The sequence below is a fragment of the Erwinia sp. S38 genome (assembly GCF_016624545.1).
Lineage (GTDB): Bacteria > Pseudomonadota > Gammaproteobacteria > Enterobacterales > Enterobacteriaceae > Erwinia > Erwinia coffeiphila.
Genome location: NZ_JACVTS010000003.1, coordinates 156,955 through 177,376, shown reverse-complemented (window position 1 = coordinate 177,376; position 20,422 = coordinate 156,955). Strand labels below are relative to the sequence as shown.

The following is a 20,422-nucleotide window of genomic DNA, read 5'->3' as shown; positions in this document are numbered from 1 at the left end:
CTCTGGAGTCGGAATATTAACTTTAGCGGCAAACTCGCCGCGCTGACAGCGTTAGCGGCCGGTTACGCGAACGTAGTCAGAAAAGAGCGCCCTTCTACCTGCAGCTGGCGGAAAGGCACCTGATACAGCGCGGACAGGTGCTCTGGCGTCAGGATCTCCTGCGGGTTGCCCTGTAGCGCAGGCTGCCCGGCTCGCATCAGCCATACGATATCGGCATGTCGCAGCGTGTGATTCAGATCGTGGCTGCTCATGAGCACCGTCACGCCTCGTTCAAGCAGCCCGGGAAGCAGGCGATCAAACACCGCCTGCTGACCAATATCCAGCCCGGTCATCGGTTCATCTAGCAGCAGAAGCTGCCCCTGCGGCTGGCTGACCTGCGAAAAGACGGCAGCAAGCCGGACCCGCTGCCATTCACCGCCGGAAAGCTGGCCCAGCGGGCGATGCAGCTTATCGCTGATCTGTAGCGCATCGGTAAAATACATCAGCTGCTGCTCGCTGGCCGAAGTCTGCTGTACATCGTGCATTAACAGATAGTGCCAGACGGGCATCTGCTCTGAAGGCCGCTGTTGCTGCGGCAAATAAGCGCGATGCCTGGCAAGCCGCGGCGCTGCCCACGCCATCAGCGGTTCATTGTTGAGCAGAATATCGCCCTTTACGTCAAGCAGGCCGGCCAGCGAGGCTAACAGCGAGCTTTTACCCGCGCCGTTTGGCCCCACCAGATGGATCAGCTGGCCGCTGTCGACCTCGGCGCTAAAGGGGAACAGGCGCTGTTCAACGGCGGCCTGGCGGATAGCCAGCAGCACTTATCCTGCCAGCGCCTGTTTAATTGCGCTGACTACGACTTCATCTTCCGGCTCCATGTCCGGTGAGAAGCGCTGCAGGACGCGACCGTCGCGGCCAATAAGGAATTTTTCAAAATTCCACAAGATATCGCCCGGCTGCTTCGGCGCGCGGCCTTTGCTGGTCATGCGTTCAAGGAAGCCACTCCCCTGCGGGGCCAGCGCCTGCGGCTGCGCGGCAACCAGTTGAGCATAAAGCGGATGGCGCTGCGGTCCGTTTACCTCGATTTTGCTAAACATCGGGAAGGTGACGCCATAGGTGGTGCTGCAGAACGTTTTTATTTCCGCTTCAGTACCCGGTTCCTGCTCAAGAAATGCGTTGCAGGGAAAACCCAACACCGTCAGGCCTTTATCGTGCCAGGCCTTTTGCAGATTTTCTAGCTGAGAATACTGCGGCGTCAGGCCGCATTTTGAGGCGACATTCACCACCAGCAGGACATCCCCCTGCCACTGTGCCAGCGTGGTTTTCTCACCGTCCAGCGTAGTCAGCTCTGTTGCATAAATGCTCATTGAATTTTCCTGTTTAACGTGGATGGATAGCCGTTTTAGCGGCTAGCGGTTGCTCAATAATAACCAGATAAAGATCGGTGCACCCAGCGTGGCGGTCACCACGCCTACCGGAAGCTCGGCGGAATTCAACGCCACGCGGGCAATAATATCAGCGGCCAGTAACACACCCGCGCCGGCAAGGGCACAGCCGGGTAAAAGCGTCCGATGATCGCTAAGACCGTTCAGGCGCAAAATATGCGGGATCACCAGGCCAATAAAGCCTATCGCTCCGGCCAGCGCAACGCTAACGCCCACCAGCCAGCCAATCGCCAGCACCAAAAGATTGCGCCACAGAACCAGCGGTAGCCCCAGCTGACGAGCTGACGTTTCACCCAGCGCCAGCAGATTCAGGGCCGTTGAGCGAGTCGTCAGCCAGAGTAACACCGGCAGCAGCGCCAGCATAAGCCAGCGTTCGTTCCAGCCGATACCACCGAAACCGCCCATCATCCAGTACATTAGCTGACGCAGATCGAGGCTGCTGCTGAAATAGACCGCCCAGGTCATGATCGCGCTACAAACGATCCCCAGCGCCACCCCGGCCAGCAGCAGGCGGCTGCCGGAAAGATGCCTGCGGGCAAAACGCAGCAGCAACAGTGTGATAAACAGGGCTCCTGCAATAGCGCTGACGCTCATCACCCACGGGTCGCCGTTTCCTGCAAATACCGCCAGCACCAGACCGACGCCCGCCCCGGCGGAGACACCCAGCAGGCCAGGTTCCGATAGCGGATTGTTAAACAGCGCCTGCATCGTCGCGCCCGCGACTGCCAGCGAAGCCCCTACCAGCAATACCGCCAGCGTGCGCGGCAGGCGCAGCTGCCAGACGAACAGTTCGGCATCAGCCGTTAACCAGCGCGTCGGTGGCACCCAGCGATCGCCAACACACAGGCTGAGCAGCAGCAGGACCAGGCAAAATATCGCCAGCGCGCTCAGCCATATTCCTGACCGCCGTTTTGCACGCGTAATCTGTTGGTTAAGCAGGGTCATAAGCGACGTTTTGGAGTGAAAACAGAGAGTTAATTTTAGAGGGAAATCTGAAAAATGGAAGCGTCCTCTGGAAGCGGCAGATGTGTTATTCACTCTGTAACGGTACTATCAACCCCCGTGTTCGCGCCGTTTGGCAGCAGAAGTTGCAGTGATAAATCGGGGAATCGAGCCCTGGTAGTTATTTTCCTGGGCTTTATCAACGCTATCAGAGGTGATAATAATTGGCTTACAGAACAGCAGATTAAGGTGCAGAAATGCAGAATATCACCCCCTCACTTAATATGGTCAACGCTGAATTCACCAATGCCCCGTTAGGAACGACGGTTGCTTTAATCACCATTCTGGCCTTGCTCATCAAACCAACGATTAAGATTGCCAACAGAATTTTCACCTATAAAAAAGGACACAGTGAAATTTTGAAAAAGGGTGGCGTCCCGGCATTCATGCTGAATTTCTTTATCATCTCAATTCCATTAAAGAAACTCCCCACAATCGGCAAACCTGAGAAAGTCATTACGTTTGTCTTTTTCATTATTTTGTTGCTGGCGTCCTGGTTTCTGATTCCCGCTCTGGTTCAGACATTGAGAACCCCACCAGACTCAACGCTATTGATCTGGAAAGAATCCGGAAAACCCTTCTACATATCCGCAAAGAAAGCGTCGGAAGCCACGACCTTCCTGCCTTCCAGCTGGTCTGTAACGGTGGAGGAGTGCCGGCAGAACACGTTATCCGCAACAGAAAGCCAGGGGTTAATCAGCGCCAGGAACCTACAAGACTTATGCACGCTGCTGACAACAGCCGAGGGCCAGTCTCATCTGGAAAATGCGATCGCTAAATTTAACAAGGAAAAGCTCTTCGTCACGTCAATGATTCCGTTTACCTTAGCGGTCATTTTGTGGCTTCTCCTGGGGTTTATCTTCACCATTTACTACACGAAAAAAGTCAGAAAATTTATTCTTATGGAACAAAAGAAGGCCATTTACTGCGCCCATGGGGATTTTTCTGCGACGGGTGTTTATGCCATTTATCAAGAAATTGAATAACATAAATGACATGAAAAAGGCCGCTTGCGCGGCCTTTTTGAATTGCGAATATCAGTCTTCTTTCGGTGAAGCGTTTTCTACCCGGCTCTTCAACTTCTGACCAGGGCGGAAAGTCACTACCCGACGGGCCGTAATCGGGATGTCTTCCCCGGTTTTTGGGTTACGTCCCGGACGTTGATTCTTGTCGCGAAGGTCGAAGTTGCCAAATCCTGACAGCTTAACCTGCTCACCGTTCTCCAAAGCACGACGCACTTCTTCAAAAAACAGTTCTACCAGCTCTTTGGCATCCCGTTTGCTAAGCCCAAGCTTCTCAAACAGATATTCAGACATTTCAGCTTTTGTAAGCGCCATAGGTTCAATCCCTCAAGGATGCTTGGAATCGCTCTTTCAGTGCCTCTACACATCTTGCAACGGTAGCGGCAATCTCCTCTTCTTCGAGTGTCCGGCTGGTATCTTGCAAAATCAGGCTGATAGCGAGGCTCTTAAAACCATCATCTACGCCCTTACCACGGTACACGTCAAACAAGTTTACGCCAACTACCTGATTTACGCCAACTTTCTTACACTCTGTGATGATATCTGCTGCAGGGACGTTTTCGGCCACGACAACGGCAATATCACGGCGGTTTGCCGGGAAGCGCGAAATACCGCTGACATCAGGCAGGACGCGGTCTGCGACCTTATCCCACAGCAGTTCGAACACCACCGTACGACCGTTAAGATCCAGTTTTCGCTCAAGTTCCGGGTGTACCACACCGATGAATCCGATGGCTTCGCCGCGTAAATAAATTGCTGCGCTCTGCCCCGGATGCAACGCCGGATTAGCTTCTGCTACGAACTGGATCTCATCGAGCTTGCCGGTTAATTCCAGCAGAGACTCTAAATCACCTTTCAAATCATAGAAGTCAACGGCCTGACGCGCCAGATCCCAATGCTCTTCATTACGATTACCAGCGATCACGCCAGACAGCATAACCTCCTGACGGATACCCAGGTTTGCCTGTGTATCAGGAACAAAGCGCAGGCCACTTTCGAACAGACGCACACGAGACTGCTGGCGATTTTGGTTATACACCACAGCTCCGAGCAGTCCGCTCCATAATGACAGACGCATCGCCGACATTTCTACGGAAATCGGGCTCGGCAACAGCAGGCTCTCTTCACCCGGATGCAGCAGCGCCTGAATTTTCGGGTCAACGAAGCTGTAGGTGATCGCTTCCTGATAGCCTTTATCGACCAACAGAGATTTGACGCGTTTCAGAGACAGATCCGCTTCGCGGTGTTTGGTCATCTCCAGAGATGCCTGGATCGGAACGTGAGGAATATTGTTGTAGCCGTAAATGCGGGCGACTTCTTCAACGAGATCTTCTTCAATCTCCATATCGAAACGCCAGCTCGGTGCCTTCGCCTGCCACTCGCCGTTACCGACGGTCACTTCGCAGCCCAGACGGGTCAGGAAATCGGTAACGTCCGCATCGGAGATCACATGGCCAATCAGGCGATCCAGCTTCTCACGACGCAGGGTGATAGTGGCGCGTTTCGGCAGGTGCTGTTCACTGGTGACATCGATCAGAGGACCGGCTTCACCACCGCAGATATCCAGCAGCAGGCGCGTAGCGCGTTCAATGGCTTTGTGCTGCAGCGCAGGGTCAACGCCGCGCTCGTAGCGGTGAGAAGCATCGGTGTGCAGGCCGTGACGGCGCGCGCGGCCGGTAATTGACAGCGGGCTGAAGAAAGCGGACTCCAACAGCACATTCTGCGTCTCTTCGTTAACGCCTGAGTGATCGCCACCAAAGATACCGGCCATCGCCAGCGCCTGTTTGGCATCGGCAATCACCAGCGTATCGCTGTTCAGCGTGGCTTCACTGCCGTCAAGCAGAGTCAGTTTTTCGCCCTGTTCTGCCAGACGCACAATGATTTCACCATTGATGCGATCCAGATCGAAGGCGTGCATCGGCTGACCGAGTTCCAGCAGCACAAAGTTGGTGATATCCACTACCGGATCGATAGAACGGATGCCGCAGCGACGCAGCTTCTCTTTCATCCACAGCGGGGTGGCTGCTTTGACGTTAACGCCTTTAACGACACGGCCCACATAGCGCGGGCAGGCTTCCGGCGCAGACACGCTAATCGGGAAAGTATCGGTCAGTGTTGCCGCTACCGGCAAAATTTCCGGCTCAGCCAGCGGCAGTTTGTTCAGCACCGCCACGTCGCGCGCTACGCCGATAATGCCCAGGCAGTCGGCGCGGTTTGGCGTCACGCTGATCTCAATGGTGCTATCGTCCAGCTTGAGGTATTCGCGGATATCGGTGCCGACGGGCGCATCCAGCGGTAGTTCAATGATGCCCTGGTGATCGTCGGAAATACCCAGTTCTGAGAAGGAACACAGCATCCCTTCAGACGGCTCGCCGCGCAGTTTGGCAGCCTTGATTTTGAAATCGCCTGGCAGTACGGCACCGACGGTGGCAACGGCCACTTTCAGGCCCTGACGGCAGTTTGGCGCACCGCAGACAATATCCAGCAGGCGATCGCCGCCTACGTTGATTTTGGTGACACGCAGTTTATCCGCGTTAGGGTGCTGGCCGCATTCAACCACCTCACCCACCACCACGCCATTGAAAGCACCGGCAACAGCATCGACGCCGTCAACTTCCAGACCGGCCATGGTAATTTGATCGGACAGGGCTTCACCGTCAATGGCCGGATTGACCCATTCACGTAACCAGAGTTCACTGAATTTCATTGGTTTTACCCGCCCTTATTTAAACTGTTTGAGGAAACGTAAATCATTTTCGAAGAAGGCGCGCAGATCGTTAACGCCATAGCGCAGCATGGTCAGACGCTCCATACCCATACCGAAGGCAAAGCCGGAATACACTTCCGGATCGATACCGACATTACGCAATACGTTCGGGTGCACCATGCCGCAGCCAAGCACTTCCAGCCATTTGCCGTTTTTACCCATCACATCCACTTCCGCCGAAGGTTCAGTGAACGGGAAGTAGGAAGGACGGAAACGAACCTGCAGATCGGCTTCGAAGAAATTATTCAGGAAATCGTGCAGCGTGCCTTTCAGATTGGTGAAGCTGATGTTTTTATCAACGATCAGACCTTCCATCTGATGGAACATTGGGGTGTGGGTCTGATCGTAGTCATTACGATAAACGCGGCCCGGAACAATCACGCGAATCGGCGGCTGCTGGGTTTCCATGGTGCGGATCTGCACGCCGGAAGTCTGAGTACGCAGCAGGCGCTTGGCATCAAACCAGAATGTATCGTGGTCCGCGCGCGCCGGGTGATGGCCAGGAATATTCAGCGCATCAAAGTTATGATAGTCGTCTTCGATCTCCGGTCCGGTTTCTACCGAGAAGCCCAGTTCGCCGAAGAAGGTTTCAATACGATCGATGGTACGAGTAACCGGATGCAGACCGCCATTTTCAATACGACGACCTGGCAGGGACACATCAATAGTTTCCTGGGCCAGACGGGCGTTCATCTCCGCAGATTCCAGCACGTTCTTTTGCGCATTAAGCGCATCCTGCACCTGCTGTTTAGCTTCATTGATTACCGCACCGGCTGCCGGGCGATCTTCCGCTGGCAGTTCACGCAGGGTAGTCATCTGCAGGGTAAGAAGCCCTTTTTTCCCCAGGTATTCGACGCGAACGTTATCTAACGCGGCGACATCCTGAGCATCATTGATGGCGGCTTTCGCTTGCGCCACCAGATCTGCGAGATGTGACATGCTTTCCTCTTCTTCCAGCCACCGTGGCCGGTCTGTTTTTAGTCTTTACGATAACATCGTTATGTATTCAGTGTAGAAACGAAAAAAGCCTCCACGGGGGAGGCTTTTAGCGCGATTTTTCGTTTCTTTTCTTTGCGCAAAAGCCCCCGAGAATCAGGTGCTAAAGTAAAAAAAGAAACGAAAATTAGCGTTCATGCTTAATGTTACCTGGTTGCTTGCGGAAACCGTTCTATTGAAATGCCCGGAGGCAGAAAAGTCAATCTTTTGCTTAGGTTACAAGCAATAAAAAAGGGGAGACAGGCTCCCCTCTTCAAATCTGGCTTACGCCAGAGCTGCTTTCGCTTTTTCTACCAGAGCAGAGAATACTGCTTTGTCGAATACGGCGATGTCAGCCAGAATCTTACGGTCGATCTCAATAGAAGCCTTTTTCAGGCCATTGATGAAGCGGCTGTAAGAAATACCGTTAGTGCGGGCTGCTGCGTTGATACGCGCGATCCACAGCTGACGGAACTGACGCTTACGCTGACGACGGTCGCGGTAAGCATACTGACCAGCTTTGATAACTGCCTGGAAGGCAACGCGGTAAACACGTGAACGTGCTCCGTAGTAACCTTTAGCTTGTTTTAAGATTTTTTTGTGACGTGCGCGAGCAACTACACCACGTTTTACACGAGCCATTTAGCTCTCCTGTTAATATTCTGAAAGTTTAAAAAAATACTTATGCGTACGGCAGGCAGGCAATAACCAGACCCAGATCGCCTTTAGACACCAGACCTTTCGGACGCAGGTGGCGTTTACGCTTAGTAGATTTTTTAGTCAGAATATGACGCAGGTTAGCGTGTTTACGCTTGAAGCCGCCAGAAGCGGTCTTCTTGAAGCGCTTGGCCGCGCCACGTACAGTTTTAATCTTTGGCATTTAAAAAATATCCACTTCGCATTGTTAATAAAATGAACCAGACAGGCGAATCACGCCGCACGCCGAAACGCACGGCAAGATTACTTTAGGGCCTACTGTTTCTTCTTGGGAGCGAGCACCATAATCATCTGGCGACCTTCGATCTTCGTAGGGAAGGATTCGACAATTGCCAGATCAATATCTTCACACAGATCTTTACGGACGCGGTTAAGCACTTCCATACCGATCTGCTGGTGCGCCATTTCACGACCACGGAACCGCAGTGTGATTTTAGCTTTATCGCCATCTTCCAGAAAGCGAATCAGGTTGCGTAGTTTTACCTGATAGTCGCCATCATCGGTACCAGGACGGAATTTAATTTCCTTAACCTGGATAACTTTTTGCTTTTTCTTCTGTTCCTTAGAAGATTTGCTTTTTTCATAAAGGAACTTGCCGTAATCCATAATACGGCAAACGGGCGGCTCGGCGTTAGGGCTGATCTCTACGAGATCAACGCCTGCTTCTTCAGCTTTTTCTAAAGCTTCATTCAGACTGACAATACCAATCTGTTCGCCATCGACGCCTGTCAGACGAACCTCAGTGGCGCGAATTTCTCTGTTAATGCGATTAGGACGCGCCGGTTGAACTCGTTTTCCGCCTTTAATACTTTATTCCTCCAATTGATGAAGATTGCGGCTGCGAATTTCATTCTGCAGCTTCGCTATCACTTCGTTTACGTCCATGCTGCCCAGGTCTTTACCGCGGCGGGTGCGAACGGCCACTTTGCCAGATTCCACCTCTTTATCACCACAGACCAACATATACGGGACACGACGTAAAGTATGTTCGCGAATTTTAAAGCCAATCTTCTCGTTTCTCAAGTCCGCTTTTGCACGAATGCCCGCATTTTGCAATTTTCGAGTCAATTCTGCAACATATTCGGACTGACCATCGGTAATATTCATTACCACAACTTGTACCGGAGCAAGCCATGTCGGGAAGAAGCCGGCATATTCTTCGGTCAAAATCCCGATAAAGCGCTCCATGGACCCCAGGATAGCACGGTGAATCATTACCGGCACCTGACGTTCATTACTTTCACCTATGTAAGAGGCATTCAGACGGCCCGGCAGAGAGAAGTCGAGCTGTACTGTGCCGCACTGCCAGGCACGGTCCAGGCAGTCATGCAGGGTAAATTCAATTTTAGGACCGTAGAAAGCGCCTTCACCCGGCTGATATTCGAACGGAATCTCGTTCTCTTTCAGCGCGGCGGCCAGATCGGCCTCGGAGCGATCCCACAGGTCGTCACTACCGATACGCTTTTCCGGACGCGTGGAGAGTTTCACCACGATCTTTTCAAAACCAAAGGTGCTGTACATGTCGTACACCATCTTGATGCAGCTGTTCACCTCATCACGTACCTGCTCTTCCGTACAGAAGATATGGGCGTCGTCCTGAGTAAAGCCACGTACGCGCATCAGGCCGTGCAGCGCGCCTGACGGCTCATTACGGTGACAGCTACCAAATTCAGCCATACGCAGCGGCAGATCGCGATACGATTTCAGCCCCTGGTTGAAAATCTGCACGTGTCCCGGGCAGTTCATTGGCTTAATGCAGTATTCACGGTTCTCCGAAGAGGTGGTGAACATGGCTTCTTTGTAGTTTTCCCAGTGGCCGGTTTTTTCCCACAGCACGCGGTCCATCATGAACGGACCTTTCACTTCCTGGTAGTCGTACTCTTTCAGCTTGGTACGCACAAACACTTCCAGCTCGCGGAAGATAGTCCAGCCGTCGTTGTGCCAGAACACCATACCCGGCGCTTCTTCCTGCATATGATACAGGTCGAGCTGCTTGCCAATTTTGCGGTGGTCACGTTTTGCCGCTTCTTCCAGACGCAGCAGATACGCGGCGAGCTGTTTCTTGTCGGCCCATGCGGTACCGTAGATACGCTGCAGCATTTTATTATTGCTGTCGCCGCGCCAGTAGGCACCAGAGATTTTCTGCAGCTTAAAGTGATGGCAGAAACGCATATTCGGTACGTGCGGACCACGGCACATATCGACATATTCTTCGTGATGATACAGCCCAGGACGATCGTCATGGCTGATGTTCTCATCAAGAATGGTCATTTTGTAGGTTTCCCCACGTGCAGCAAAGGCGTCACGCGCTTCCTGCCAGCTGACCTTCTTCTTGACGACGTCGTAATTCGTTTCGGCCAGCTGATGCATACGCTTTTCCAGCTGTTCGATATCTTCCTGCGTCAGGGTACGATCGAGGTCTACGTCATAGTAGAATCCGTTGTCGATCACCGGACCGATAGCCATTTTCGTATCAGGCCACAGTTGCTTGATCGCATGACCTAACAGGTGAGCGCAGGAGTGGCGAATAATTTCCAGACCGGCTTCATCTTTAGCGGTGATGATGGCCACATTGGCATCTTCGGTGATCGGATCAACCGCATCCACCAGTTCACCATTTACCCGTCCGGCAATACAGGCTTTCGCCAGGCCAGGACCGATATCCAGGGCAATATCCATCACGCTTACCGCGTGGTCAAACGAACGCTTACTTCCATCAGGAAGAGTAATAACTGGCATGTAACATCCTTAATTGCAGTGGTAACCCATACGCAAGGCTACATACAAACATTGGTTTTACTTTATAAACCAGACCCTTAGTACTTAAAACCCGCTCACATTTGCCGGTTTGGTACACGGTTTGGTACACAGACTCAAAAGTGACTCAAATTCAGAGAAACCTTTGAAGGTGTAGTATCTTACACGTCATGTCGGGTAATTGCACGGTACGGGATTAAATTGCGGCAGGGGAATTAAGCGTTGCCAGAGATCTGACTGTGTGCCAAAAGAATAACGGGCCGAATTATCGGCCCGTTGAGCATTACATTGCGTAGGAAAGTAATACTGACGTTTTGGTGTCGGTTCTTTCCGGCGCGGACTCTGGTGGATTCTGATTCCAGGTCACGTTGTAAGCCAATTTCAGCGCGAAGTGATCGTTGATGGCTACCTGCAGGCCGGTTTCAGAGTTGACGGTAGTATCGTCGCTACCCAGCACGGACACACCCTGAATGAATTTGGTGCTGTCGGTCAGCTGCCACTGGTAGCTGAATGCGCCATAGGCCAGGGCCTGAGTTTCATGGCCGCCTTCATGGAAGTCGTCATAACGCACGCCAGGACCGGCTTCCACACGCAGAGAGTGCACCGGACCATTCAGCAGCTGGCGACCATAACCGGCGGCCAGAATGGAACGTCCGTCGTAGCCGTTAAAACGGTCACTTAGCCAGCTGGCCTGACCGAACAGGTAGTCCGCACTGTTCATGTTATAACGTGTACGTCCACCCACCTGGTAGGTTTCGGAAGAGCGCTCATCATTAGAGGAGGTGTTGCTCGCATTTCCCCACAGGCTATAGGCGGTGCTTGGCTGATACCAGGTCATATTGGTATTGGCCGTTGCCGATGAGCTTTTGGTATTGCCGCTCTGAGCCAGATAGCCCGCCGCAGCATTCCCTTCAAATGGTTTCTTCGCAGTGCTCGGGTCATCCATAACCGTAAATACGTTGTTATCAGCCAGGGCTTGTTGACACAGTGCTCCCCCGGAGAGCAGCAGAACGACAGACAGTTTACTAAGCGCTTTCATTTAATGTGACCCGTACGGCAGTTTTGAAAAGATTAAGTCTGAAGCCTTTTGAAGGACGATCAACGCAATTTACGGTAATAAACGTAACAATTTGTTAAATCACTCTTTTTCACAAGCATCATGACAAATCTACTCTATGAATGAGAACAATCTCATTAACGGCGCGCATTATAGAGGGTATTTAGCGGGAAAACATCAGCCTGTAAATAAGAAATATCTCTAGCCAGGCCAGAAACAGCCCTTAGAAAAAGCAGTAATGTAACAAAATATTAATCAGGGATTACCTTGCACTCCACTTTTCCTGACTGAGTCAGGCTGCATCAAATGAATAGAAAATCATCAGTTAATCACTCTTCGTGCTGGGATCAATACCAAACAAAATTTGCAACACGTGCGGCACCCTGCCCTGATGCTATCAATACGCTCCTGGGGATGTTAATAAATTTTCTCCACAAGCCATCACCCGATCATCCTTCATGGTCTGGTCATGTCCTATGATGAAATGAGTTTTCAGACAACGAGGTAAGCTATGACTTCTTCTCCCGTAACCCAATTTGTTGTGACCTTCCGCTACCATGAAACCGGGCTTTCTAACCTGCTTGAGCTTAACAGCACCATGGCAAATGCCGGATTTTCGACCACTCTCAACGATTCTGATGGACACCCACATGAACTGGGCACCAACAATTTCGGTATCGTCAGTGCCCTGTCTCTCGAAGAACTCAGGGAGCAGGCGCAAAGTATTGGTGAACTGGTTCTGGGAAAACAACCGGAGGTCGAAGTCCGGACTTTGGAATCATTTAATAAGCAGGATCAAAGCTAAGTTTTTGTAAAAATGTACGATTAACGTGCATTCACGCGCAGACTGGTTATCCTTTAAGCGATACGGTAACCCTGTTCACGGCGTACAAAAGAGGAGCTTCCTATGTGGTCAGCCATCAGTCGTTTGTTGAATGAACAGCTTGGTCCGGGAGAAATCACCCACCGTACGGAGCTACCGGGCGGGGACGTCCATCCAGCCTGGCTTCTGCATTACGGCGAACAGCAGGTGTTCGTTAAGTGCAATCAGCGAGAGATGCTGGACTTGTTCACGTGGGAAGCCGATCAGCTCCAGCTGCTGGCCCGTAGCGGTACCGTGCGCGTACCGAAAGTCTACGGCGTCGGCAGCGTCCGTGATGCCAGCTTCCTTCTATTGGAATATATCCAGCCCTGCCCGTTGAATGCCTCTACCGCCCGCACGCTCGGTGAACAGCTGGCGCGTCTGCATCAGTGGAGCGAGCAGCCGCAGTTTGGCCTCGATTTCGATAACAATATCACTACCTCACCGCAGCCCAACAGCTGGCTTCGCCGCTGGTCACTGTTCTTTGCGGAACAGCGTATCGGCTGGCAGCTGCAGCTGGCGGCGGAAAAAGGGATTCAGTACGGCGACATCGAATTAATCACTCGCTGCGCGCAGAGCATTCTGGCATCGCATCATCCGCAACCGTCCTTGCTTCACGGTGATTTGTGGCCGGCCAACTGTGCAGGCAGCAGCAGCGGGCCGTGGATCTTCGACCCCGCCTGCTACTGGGGCGACAGGGAGTGCGACCTGGCAATGCTGGCCTGGTATCCCGATCTTCCCGCAGAGATTTTGGCTGGCTACCAGTCGATATGGCCGCTTCCGGACGACTATCTTCAACGACAGCCTGTTTATCAGCTTTACTATCTGCTTAACAGGGCAAATGTCTTTGGCGGTAGCTGGTTGGGTGAGGCGCAGCGTGCAGTTGTTGCGCTGTTGGACGAGGATGAATCAGGTAGGAAGCGCGCGCATCTGGCCTGAATGCCAGACTGCGCGCGCTGCGATCAGACAATAAAACCGAGCAGTTTCAGCACAAAATACCCGGCCACGGCAACGATCAGCGGCAAAATATAGAGCGGGAAAAACTGCAGGAAAATGGTGTGCCGTGGCACCACGATTTTCTCTTCCAGCTGCTGGCGGCTCAGGCCTTCATCCCCTCTTGCCTGCTCCAGAATCATACGGTCTTCAATCCCTTCGCGCAGATGTCGCGACTGGCGCCACATACGCGCGCCGGAAGCCTGCAATGCCAGCCCGACGAAGATCAGTATGTAGATCGCCCAAAACAGAAGATTGCTGCCGCCGTTAAAGTTCGGCACCGGAGAATTCGTCCAGAAGCTGTGCAAAAAACCGGTGTTAAAGCGGATCATATCGATCATCACATGGGTAAAATCCTGCATTACCGCGTTAATGCCGTCCCGCTGTTCCTGGCTTTTTTCCACAAAACCCATCAGCGAAATCAGCGTGGATAGCAGTGCAGGAATAAAGATAATCCAGCCCGCGATACGCTTGACGATTGCGATCTGGCCAGCCCGTTGATAAGTCATGCTTTCTCCCGTCCATATGATATTTCGCCGACAGTCTACCTGTACTGAAAGAAAAGTGCCTGCTAAATGCTGCCCGCGGGGCGGCTTTATGCCTGCGTTCACTTCATGTCACGGCCTGCGGCGATTTTTGGTCGATGCCATGTTCATGTTAAAATGACATAAACCGTTTAATGGAGCCACAAAATGTCCTATCACCGCCCCGTCGTTGCCGCCATTTTTGATATGGATGGCCTGCTGATCGACTCCGAACCACTCTGGGAACAGGCTGAACTGGATATTTTCAGCACGCTTGACATCGATTTGAGCCGCCGTGAAGAGTTGCCCGACACCCTGGGCTTACGCATCGATCAGGTGGTACGCATGTGGTACGAAACGCTGCCGTGGAGCGGTCCAACGCAGCAGGAAGTGACAAAACGAATTATCGACCGTGCGCTCGGTCTTGTGGAAGAAACACGACCGTTGCTGCCCGGCGTAGAAAGCGCGCTGCAGCTTTGTCAGCGTTCAGGGTTAAAGATTGCTTTGGCCTCCGCCTCTCCACTGTTTATGCTTGAGCGGGTACTGGAGATGTTTAACATCCGCAGTTACTTTGAGATCCTCGCCTCTGCTGAATCCCTGCCCTACAGCAAACCGCACCCACAGGTTTACCTTGATGCAGCAGCACGTCTGGGCGTTGATCCGCTTAACTGCGTCACGCTCGAGGATTCCTTCAACGGTATGGTTGCTACCAAAGCCGCGCGTATGCGATCCATTGTCGTACCTGATGCAGAGTACGCTGCCGATCCGCGCTGGGCGCTGGCGGACGTTAAGCTCACGTCGTTGACCGAGCTGACCGGCCAGCATTTACTCGGCCGCTAAAAGGTCAACTGATTCACTTTTATCGCCCGGAAAGCTAACGCAGCGATGTTGTTTTCACCTTTCGTTGCTTAAATGTTAATCCGGGCTAAAATATTTATCTTTCGTTACAGCGTCACATATTTATTCTACTGTATATATTCCCTATACTGGATGCATTGACAGCTATGCAGCCAGGTACTTCCCATGACGGCCGAAGGCCATCTTATTTTCGCCATTGCCAGTGCAATTTTTGCCAAGCGCGCCGAACTGACTCCGGTTCTGGCCAGCGCGGACTGGTGGCACATTATTCCGGCCACGCTGCTGACCTGCCTGCTACCCGATATCGATCACCCAAAATCGCTGCTCGGTCAGCGGCTTAAATGGCTGTCGCAGCCGATTGCCCGCGCTTTTGGCCATCGGGGGTTTACCCACAGCCTGCTGGCCGTGGCCGGTGGCGTAGCGCTGTTACAGATGAAACTCCCCTCGGGCTGGATTATTCCCGCCGATGCGTTCCAGGGAATGGTGCTGGGCTATCTCAGCCATATTGTTGCCGATATGCTCACCCCGGCGGGTGTGCCGCTGCTTTGGCCATGCCGATGGCGTTTTCGGCTTCCGCTGCTCAATAGCCAGAAAGGCAATCAGCTGGAACGCATGTTATGCCTGGCGCTGGTCGGCTACGCAATGTTCTTCCCACCCGGCATGCAGCATTTTGGTGCGGGCGGATGGACCAGTTCCGTAATGAATACCGTACAAAACAGCATCAGCAGAATAATTAATGCGCAACCAGAGCGATAATTAAGCAAATAACACCAAAAAGTTATAAATAATTCCTTTTGGATATAAACCTGCACCATTCCAAACTGTTACCATTTCGCCACTGACCTACTTGCTGCGCGACAGAAATTAACTGTCGACCGCTACGGCGGCGCTTTCGCGCCGTCACTTTTGGAGAATGCCTTAATGAATTTCCCGCTCATTATTAACCTGGTGGCCTTCGTCGCCCTGTTATTGCTGCTGGCAAAAACCGGCCGCCGCGGCTGGAGCCTGTCGAAAAAGGTCCTCGCAGGCCTGGTGGTTGGCGTGCTGTTTGGCCTGGTGCTGCACACCATTTATGGTGAAAACAGTGACGTGATTAAACAATCCGTCAGCTGGTTCAATCTCGTCGGTAACGGTTATGTCCAGCTGCTGCAGATGATCATTATGCCGCTGGTTTTCGCCTCGATCCTCAGCGCCGTTGCTCGCCTGCACAACGCGTCATCGTTGGGTAAAATTAGTGTACTGACTATTGGCGTGCTGCTGTTTACTACCGCGATTTCAGCGGCGGTTGGCGTGCTGGTCACCTGGCTGTTCGGGCTGAACGCCAGCGGCCTGGTGCAGGGCGTACAGGAAACCGCGCGCCTGACGGCGATTCAGAACAACTACGTGGGTAAAGTTGCCGATCTGAGCGCCCCGCAGCTGCTGCTTTCCTTTATCCCTAAAAACCCGTTTGCGGACCTGACCGGCGCGAATCCAACGTCGATTATCAGCGTGGTGATTTTTGCCGCCTTCCTCGGGGTAGCGGCGCTGCAGTTACTGAAGGATGATGCAGAGAAAGGCCAGCGCGCGCTGAAAGCCATCGATACCCTGCAGTCCTGGGTGATGAAGCTGGTACGCCTGATTATGAAGCTGACTCCTTACGGCGTCATGGCACTGATGACCAAAGTGGTAGCGACCTCGAATGTCGCTGACATTATCAAGCTGGGTAGCTTTGTGCTGGCGTCATACCTTGGACTGGCAATCATGTTTGCAGTGCACGCTCTGCTGCTGTCGGTAAACGGCGTGAACCCACTGCGTTTCTTCCGCAAAGTGTGGCCGGTAATTACCTTCGCCTTTACCAGCCGTTCCAGCGCTGCAACTATTCCACTGAGCGTAGAAGCACAGACCCGTCGCCTTGGCGTGCCGGAATCCATCGCCAGCTTTGCGGCGTCATTCGGTGCCACCATCGGTCAGAATGGCTGTGCCGGTCTCTACCCGGCAATGCTTGCGGTCATGGTCGCGCCAACTATCGGCATTAACCCGTTTGACCCGGTATGGATCGTCACTCTGGTCGGTATCGTTACCCTGAGCTCTGCGGGCGTTGCAGGCGTGGGCGGCGGTGCAACGTTCGCTGCGCTGATCGTGCTGCCAGCCATGGGCCTGCCTGTCACACTGGTGGCCCTGCTGATCTCCATCGAGCCGCTAATTGACATGGGCCGCACCGCGCTTAACGTCAACGGTTCAATGACTGCCGGCACGCTGACCAGCCAGTGGCTTAAGCAGACCGACAAGCAGATTCTGAACACCGATGCGGAAAACGACGCCGAGCTCGCTCAGCGCTGATCGCTAGCTGTTCGCTTTAACCCGGTGCCTTGATGGGCATCGGGTTAAGCAGCCGTACTCTCTGTTACGCTCCCCGCTCATTCAACCTCAGCTCTTTTACGAACGCGTTGATTCCCTCGCCAGCAATCTCATTCTCCAGCAGCCTTGCCGTCGGCTCCCGCAAAATGTCGCTGGCCTTGCCCATATTCGCCCCCGATCGTGGCCCTCAGGTTAAGGAAGCGTTAAGCGCTGTAAGCAGCCGCTAATAGCGACCGGGAGTCGCTTGTATTTCACTACGCCTGGGGCGATGCTAGCGCAAAGAATCTGGAGAACTGCTTATGAAAAAGGTGATGACCACCCTGCTCGCCTTATCCCTGCTGGCACCCGCGCTGGCATCCGCCCATCCAGGAGGCTGGGGCCCACCGGGGCCTGGCCCTGGCTGGCACGGCGGCGGCGGGCCAGGAAGGCTATCGTTTCTGCCTGATGCGGCAGCAGCGGTACTGATCGGCGGGCTGACCTACTATGTGCTTAACGGTAACTACTATCAGCGGCAAAACGACAATACCTATGTGGTGGTTGATCGCCCCGTTGACCGGGTGACGGATATGCGTGCGCTGGATTATAACGGTGAACGCTACTACGTTCAGGACGGCCACTACTACCGCCGCAATATCAACGGTGAGTACCTGGAAGTTCCTCGTCCACCGGGGCTATGACCGGTCACAAGGCGCAGAAAAGAATAGCTATCTGCAAAGTAAAACGGCAACGCTGCATATTGAGCGTTGCCGTTCGTTTTAGCGATCCAGGCTGTACTAACTCAACCCTTTGCGGGATTACTGCCCGGCCTGCGGATCGGTATCGTATTCTTTACAGCTCTGGAATCCGTAGTTCATCACTTTCCCCGTGTCGCTGTAGCTCACAAAGTAGGTTTGCTGTTTGCCGTCTCGCTCACCCAGAACGTAGGTCTGACAGGTGCCACGCGCGTGCACCATGGTGATTTCCGTAGACGGAGGACCCGCAATATCACGGACCTGCTGGCGGGTCATGCCTTTTTTCACATCCTGTACCACGGGCTTGGTGACATAGCTTTCGGCACGATCGTAAGCGGTACAGCCAGAAAGAACGGCCAGAGTCACAGCAGCACCAATCAATCCCGTTAATTTACGCATATGTTATTCCTCATTTATTGTCCATGTGGATATAAGCCTGGAATATAAGTGCTGCATTTTCAACTTTAACTGGCGAAATTATTACATTTCTGCCGACGCTGGCTTTATACTGCCATTAATGAGAATGAACGTTCACATTCCAGTTTTAACCCGTTTCATATGCAATACCGGGTAAAAATACCCGGGCGCGGAGGGCTTTTCATCATGCATAACGAAGCGCGTGATGCCAGACATCGCCTGCGTCAGGATGAAATCATCACCGCCGCACGCCGTTGTTTTCGTCAGTACGGCTTTCATGCTGCAAGCATGGCGCACCTGGCATCGGAAGCCCAACTCAGCGTTGGGCAGATTTATCGTTATTTTTCCAATAAAGACGCGATTATCGAAGAGATGATAAAGCGCATTATCGACCGGCGAATTGAGCAGATGATCGATACCAGTAGCAGTCATCATCTACCCCAGCTCCTGGCCTGGCGTCATGTGCTGAATGAAGATGATGAGGCGTTAATGCTGGAGGTTGCTGCAGAAGCAACTCGCAATCCTCGTGTTGCACTGATGATGCAGGAAGCCGACACCCGCATATTTGATCGGGCCTGCGAAAACGTTAAACAAGAGTACCCCGGCTTTAGCAACGAGAAAATCCGCAGCTGTGTGGAAGTCCTTGCCGTGCTGGTTGAAGGCACTGCTTATCGCCGCCTGACGCCGCAGAAAGCGTCAGCCGAAATGCTCTACCCGCTCTACCAACAGATCCACCAACTGCTATTTCATTCAGAGGATTCATGACACCTGCATCTCCAAACCGTCTTGGCTACGCCATCACGCTCGGCCTTCTGGCAGCGCTCGGCCCGCTGTGCATAGACCTGTATTTGCCGGCGCTGCCGGAACTTGCCAGCGATTTACAAACCCCAACAGCCACCGCTCAGTTAAGCCTCACCGCGGGTCTGCTTGGACTGGGTCTCGGCCAGCTGTTCTTTGGCCCACTCAGCGATAAATACGGCCGCATTCGCCCGCTACTGCTGTCGCTGGTCCTGCTGCTGATTGCTTCCGTTGGCTGCGCAATCGCACAGGATATTCACCAGCTGCTGCTGGCGCGACTGTTCGAGGGAATGGCGGGTGCAGGTGGTGCCGTACTGTCGCGCGCCATTGCTCGCGATATGTATACCGGCCATGAGCTGACGCGCTTTTTTGCCCTGCTGATGCTGGTGAATGGTCTTGCACCGATTGTCGCTCCGGTGATGGGCGGTGCGCTGATGACCTTCCTTAACTGGCGCGGGCTGTTTATGGCGCTGGCGGTTATCGCCGTGCTGCTGTTTATTCTGGCTAAGCTGAAGCTGCATGAAACGCTGGCTCCTGAACGCCGTAGCCAGGGCAGCATACTTTCCGCTTGGGCGGCGTTGGGTCAGGTTGTCACCCATCGTCCGTTTATGGGCTTCTGCCTTACCCAGGGCTTTATGATGTCCGGGATGTTTGCTTACATCGGTGCGTCGCCCTTCGTCCTGCAGGAGATTTATCATCTTTCACCCCAGGCGTTCAGCTTCTGCTTCGCGGCTAACGGTATCGGCCTGATTATTGCTTCTCAGGTTAGCGCGCGTCTCTGCCCGTTGTGGGGGGAATATAGGGTGCTGAAAGGGGGATTGATACTCGCCTTTATCTCGTCAGGTACGCTATTGCTTGCCGGACTCAGCGGCGCTGCGCTGCCGATCGTATTGATTGCCCTGTTCTTTAGCGTGGCCAGCAACGGGGTGATTTCGGTCACCGCCTCCTCGCTGGCGATGCAAAGCCAGGGGCATCGGGCAGGTAGCGCGTCGGCGGTGCTGGGCGTGGCAATGTTTACCCTCGGCGGCATCAGCGTGCCGGTTACCGGTATAGGTGGAACGTCAGTGATGACCATGGCGGCTACCATCTTTGGTTGCTACATGCTGGCTATCGTGATGTTTACGCTGCTGGCGCAAAAGCCGAAAAAAGTCTGATTTGTCAGCAGTCGGTGATAAACA

General features: G+C 53.2%; 22 protein-coding genes, 1 pseudogene and 1 other annotated feature. Of the genes and pseudogenes, 9 read left to right on the top strand and 14 right to left on the bottom strand.

The annotated features are described in order from the left end of the window. Window positions 1-62: 62 nt before the first annotated feature. Genes btuD through btuC form a run of 3 tightly spaced genes read right to left on the bottom strand, consistent with a single transcriptional unit; the run spans window position 63 to window position 2,372 of the window. Window positions 63-803 (bottom strand): vitamin B12 ABC transporter ATP-binding protein BtuD, encoded by a 741-nt coding sequence (btuD, locus tag IBT46_RS05170; RefSeq protein WP_200544610.1) that lies wholly within the window; start codon window positions 801-803, stop codon window positions 63-65. Next, on the bottom strand, window positions 804-1,349 hold the full coding sequence (locus IBT46_RS05165) for a glutathione peroxidase (RefSeq protein ID WP_200544608.1): 546 nt from the start codon (window positions 1,347-1,349) through the stop codon (window positions 804-806). 42 nt (window positions 1,350-1,391) lie between these two features. Then, on the bottom strand, window positions 1,392-2,372 hold the full coding sequence (gene btuC / locus IBT46_RS05160) for a vitamin B12 ABC transporter permease BtuC (protein ID WP_200544606.1): 981 nt from the start codon (window positions 2,370-2,372) through the stop codon (window positions 1,392-1,394). Window positions 2,373-2,626: 254 nt separating this feature from the next. Here btuC and IBT46_RS05155 point away from each other — a divergent pair, with 254 nt between their 5' ends. After that, window positions 2,627-3,415 (top strand): DUF6216 family protein, encoded by a 789-nt coding sequence (locus IBT46_RS05155; protein ID WP_234479971.1) that lies wholly within the window; start codon window positions 2,627-2,629, stop codon window positions 3,413-3,415. Window positions 3,416-3,466: 51 nt separating this feature from the next. On the opposite strand, the gene ihfA is transcribed toward IBT46_RS05155, so the two are convergent. From ihfA to IBT46_RS05110, 9 genes and pseudogenes are all read right to left on the bottom strand, one after another. After that, window positions 3,467-3,766 (bottom strand): integration host factor subunit alpha, encoded by a 300-nt coding sequence (gene ihfA / locus IBT46_RS05150; protein WP_017802142.1) that lies wholly within the window; start codon window positions 3,764-3,766, stop codon window positions 3,467-3,469. Window positions 3,767-3,770: 4 nt separating this feature from the next. Beyond that, window positions 3,771-6,158, bottom strand: coding sequence for a phenylalanine--tRNA ligase subunit beta (gene pheT / locus IBT46_RS05145; RefSeq protein ID WP_200544604.1), 2,388 nt, complete (start codon window positions 6,156-6,158; stop codon window positions 3,771-3,773). A gap of 15 nt (window positions 6,159-6,173) precedes the next feature. Further along, window positions 6,174-7,157 carry a phenylalanine--tRNA ligase subunit alpha gene (gene pheS, locus IBT46_RS05140; RefSeq protein WP_105594994.1) on the bottom strand — a complete coding sequence of 328 codons (984 nt, stop codon included), beginning with the start codon at window positions 7,155-7,157 and terminating at the stop codon, window positions 6,174-6,176. A gap of 78 nt (window positions 7,158-7,235) precedes the next feature. After that, window positions 7,236-7,360: a sequence feature (Phe leader region), on the bottom strand. Further along, window positions 7,311-7,352, bottom strand: a pseudogene (locus IBT46_RS05135) (hypothetical protein). Its footprint overlaps the feature before it by 42 nt. A 118-nt stretch (window positions 7,361-7,478) precedes the next feature. After that, window positions 7,479-7,835: a 50S ribosomal protein L20 gene (gene rplT / locus IBT46_RS05130; protein WP_105594995.1), complete on the bottom strand. Its 357-nt coding sequence runs from the start codon at window positions 7,833-7,835 to the stop codon at window positions 7,479-7,481. Between the two features lie 40 nt (window positions 7,836-7,875). Further along, a complete protein-coding gene (gene rpmI, locus IBT46_RS05125) occupies window positions 7,876-8,073 on the bottom strand; it encodes a 50S ribosomal protein L35 (RefSeq protein WP_010275699.1) in 198 nt (65 codons plus the stop codon). A gap of 92 nt (window positions 8,074-8,165) precedes the next feature. Beyond that, entirely contained in the window at window positions 8,166-8,717 is a 552-nt protein-coding gene (gene infC / locus IBT46_RS05120) for a translation initiation factor IF-3 (protein ID WP_072166329.1), read from the bottom strand. Window positions 8,718-8,720: 3 nt separating this feature from the next. Further along, window positions 8,721-10,649, bottom strand: a complete 1,929-nt coding sequence (gene thrS / locus IBT46_RS05115) for a threonine--tRNA ligase (RefSeq protein WP_200544602.1) — start codon at window positions 10,647-10,649, stop codon at window positions 8,721-8,723. 301 nt (window positions 10,650-10,950) lie between these two features. Continuing rightward, window positions 10,951-11,706: a YdiY family protein gene (locus IBT46_RS05110; RefSeq protein WP_105594997.1), complete on the bottom strand. Its 756-nt coding sequence runs from the start codon at window positions 11,704-11,706 to the stop codon at window positions 10,951-10,953. A 529-nt stretch (window positions 11,707-12,235) separates the two neighbouring features. Here IBT46_RS05110 and ghoS point away from each other — a divergent pair. After that, window positions 12,236-12,529, top strand: coding sequence for a type V toxin-antitoxin system endoribonuclease antitoxin GhoS (gene ghoS / locus IBT46_RS05105; protein ID WP_200544600.1), 294 nt, complete (start codon window positions 12,236-12,238; stop codon window positions 12,527-12,529). A gap of 102 nt (window positions 12,530-12,631) precedes the next feature. Beyond that, the gene (locus IBT46_RS05100) at window positions 12,632-13,525 is read left to right on the top strand and encodes a fructosamine kinase family protein (protein ID WP_200544598.1); all 894 of its coding nucleotides are present in this window, start codon (window positions 12,632-12,634) and stop codon (window positions 13,523-13,525) included. A gap of 23 nt (window positions 13,526-13,548) precedes the next feature. On the opposite strand, the gene IBT46_RS05095 is transcribed toward IBT46_RS05100, so the two are convergent. Then, entirely contained in the window at window positions 13,549-14,088 is a 540-nt protein-coding gene (locus IBT46_RS05095; protein WP_200544596.1) for a YniB family protein, read from the bottom strand. Between the two features lie 183 nt (window positions 14,089-14,271). Here IBT46_RS05095 and hxpB point away from each other — a divergent pair, with 183 nt between their 5' ends. The 4 genes from hxpB (at window position 14,272) to IBT46_RS05075 (ending at window position 17,975) form a co-directional block, all read left to right on the top strand. Next, the gene (hxpB, locus tag IBT46_RS05090; RefSeq protein ID WP_200544594.1) at window positions 14,272-14,943 is read left to right on the top strand and encodes a hexitol phosphatase HxpB; all 672 of its coding nucleotides are present in this window, start codon (window positions 14,272-14,274) and stop codon (window positions 14,941-14,943) included. A 183-nt stretch (window positions 14,944-15,126) separates the two neighbouring features. Then, entirely contained in the window at window positions 15,127-15,717 is a 591-nt protein-coding gene (locus tag IBT46_RS05085) for a metal-dependent hydrolase (RefSeq protein ID WP_200544592.1), read from the top strand. A 165-nt stretch (window positions 15,718-15,882) separates the two neighbouring features. Next, a complete protein-coding gene (locus IBT46_RS05080; RefSeq protein ID WP_200544589.1) occupies window positions 15,883-17,280 on the top strand; it encodes an L-cystine transporter in 1,398 nt (465 codons plus the stop codon). Between the two features lie 317 nt (window positions 17,281-17,597). Further along, a complete protein-coding gene (locus tag IBT46_RS05075; RefSeq protein WP_105595004.1) occupies window positions 17,598-17,975 on the top strand; it encodes a DUF6515 family protein in 378 nt (125 codons plus the stop codon). A 117-nt stretch (window positions 17,976-18,092) separates the two neighbouring features. Here the strand turns inward: IBT46_RS05075 and osmE are convergent, their stop codons facing one another. Continuing rightward, window positions 18,093-18,428, bottom strand: a complete 336-nt coding sequence (gene osmE / locus IBT46_RS05070; protein ID WP_200544587.1) for an osmotically-inducible lipoprotein OsmE — start codon at window positions 18,426-18,428, stop codon at window positions 18,093-18,095. A 204-nt stretch (window positions 18,429-18,632) separates the two neighbouring features. Between osmE and IBT46_RS05065 the strand changes: the two genes are divergently transcribed. Together IBT46_RS05065 and IBT46_RS05060 are read left to right on the top strand one after the other, a co-directional pair. Then, window positions 18,633-19,211, top strand: a complete 579-nt coding sequence (locus tag IBT46_RS05065) for a TetR/AcrR family transcriptional regulator (protein ID WP_200544585.1) — start codon at window positions 18,633-18,635, stop codon at window positions 19,209-19,211. Further along, a complete protein-coding gene (locus IBT46_RS05060; RefSeq protein ID WP_200544583.1) occupies window positions 19,208-20,398 on the top strand; it encodes a multidrug effflux MFS transporter in 1,191 nt (396 codons plus the stop codon). The genes IBT46_RS05065 and IBT46_RS05060 overlap by 4 nt, the downstream gene beginning before the upstream one ends. The last annotated feature ends 24 nt before the right edge of the window (window positions 20,399-20,422 follow it).

Bases quoted from the DNA above. Each gene is read 5' to 3' on its own strand.
- IBT46_RS05085 (WP_200544592.1), top strand. From the start codon at position 15,127: ATGACGGCCGAAGGCCATCTTATTTTCGCCATTGCCAGTGCAATTTTT.
- ghoS (WP_200544600.1), top strand. From the start codon at position 12,236: ATGACTTCTTCTCCCGTAACCCAATTTGTTGTGACCTTCCGCTACCAT.
- btuC (WP_200544606.1), bottom strand. From the start codon at position 2,372: ATGACCCTGCTTAACCAACAGATTACGCGTGCAAAACGGCGGTCAGGA.
- hxpB (WP_200544594.1), top strand. From the start codon at position 14,272: ATGTCCTATCACCGCCCCGTCGTTGCCGCCATTTTTGATATGGATGGC.
- IBT46_RS05110 (WP_105594997.1), bottom strand. From the start codon at position 11,706: ATGAAAGCGCTTAGTAAACTGTCTGTCGTTCTGCTGCTCTCCGGGGGA.
- IBT46_RS05080 (WP_200544589.1), top strand. From the start codon at position 15,883: ATGAATTTCCCGCTCATTATTAACCTGGTGGCCTTCGTCGCCCTGTTA.
- osmE (WP_200544587.1), bottom strand. From the start codon at position 18,428: ATGCGTAAATTAACGGGATTGATTGGTGCTGCTGTGACTCTGGCCGTT.
- IBT46_RS05100 (WP_200544598.1), top strand. From the start codon at position 12,632: ATGTGGTCAGCCATCAGTCGTTTGTTGAATGAACAGCTTGGTCCGGGA.
- IBT46_RS05065 (WP_200544585.1), top strand. From the start codon at position 18,633: ATGCATAACGAAGCGCGTGATGCCAGACATCGCCTGCGTCAGGATGAA.
- IBT46_RS05165 (WP_200544608.1), bottom strand. From the start codon at position 1,349: ATGAGCATTTATGCAACAGAGCTGACTACGCTGGACGGTGAGAAAACC.
- rplT (WP_105594995.1), bottom strand. From the start codon at position 7,835: ATGGCTCGTGTAAAACGTGGTGTAGTTGCTCGCGCACGTCACAAAAAA.
- thrS (WP_200544602.1), bottom strand. From the start codon at position 10,649: ATGCCAGTTATTACTCTTCCTGATGGAAGTAAGCGTTCGTTTGACCAC.
- pheT (WP_200544604.1), bottom strand. From the start codon at position 6,158: ATGAAATTCAGTGAACTCTGGTTACGTGAATGGGTCAATCCGGCCATT.
- rpmI (WP_010275699.1), bottom strand. From the start codon at position 8,073: ATGCCAAAGATTAAAACTGTACGTGGCGCGGCCAAGCGCTTCAAGAAG.
- IBT46_RS05060 (WP_200544583.1), top strand. From the start codon at position 19,208: ATGACACCTGCATCTCCAAACCGTCTTGGCTACGCCATCACGCTCGGC.
- ihfA (WP_017802142.1), bottom strand. From the start codon at position 3,766: ATGGCGCTTACAAAAGCTGAAATGTCTGAATATCTGTTTGAGAAGCTT.
- IBT46_RS05075 (WP_105595004.1), top strand. From the start codon at position 17,598: ATGAAAAAGGTGATGACCACCCTGCTCGCCTTATCCCTGCTGGCACCC.
- IBT46_RS05095 (WP_200544596.1), bottom strand. From the start codon at position 14,088: ATGACTTATCAACGGGCTGGCCAGATCGCAATCGTCAAGCGTATCGCG.
- IBT46_RS05155 (WP_234479971.1), top strand. From the start codon at position 2,627: ATGCAGAATATCACCCCCTCACTTAATATGGTCAACGCTGAATTCACC.
- pheS (WP_105594994.1), bottom strand. From the start codon at position 7,157: ATGTCACATCTCGCAGATCTGGTGGCGCAAGCGAAAGCCGCCATCAAT.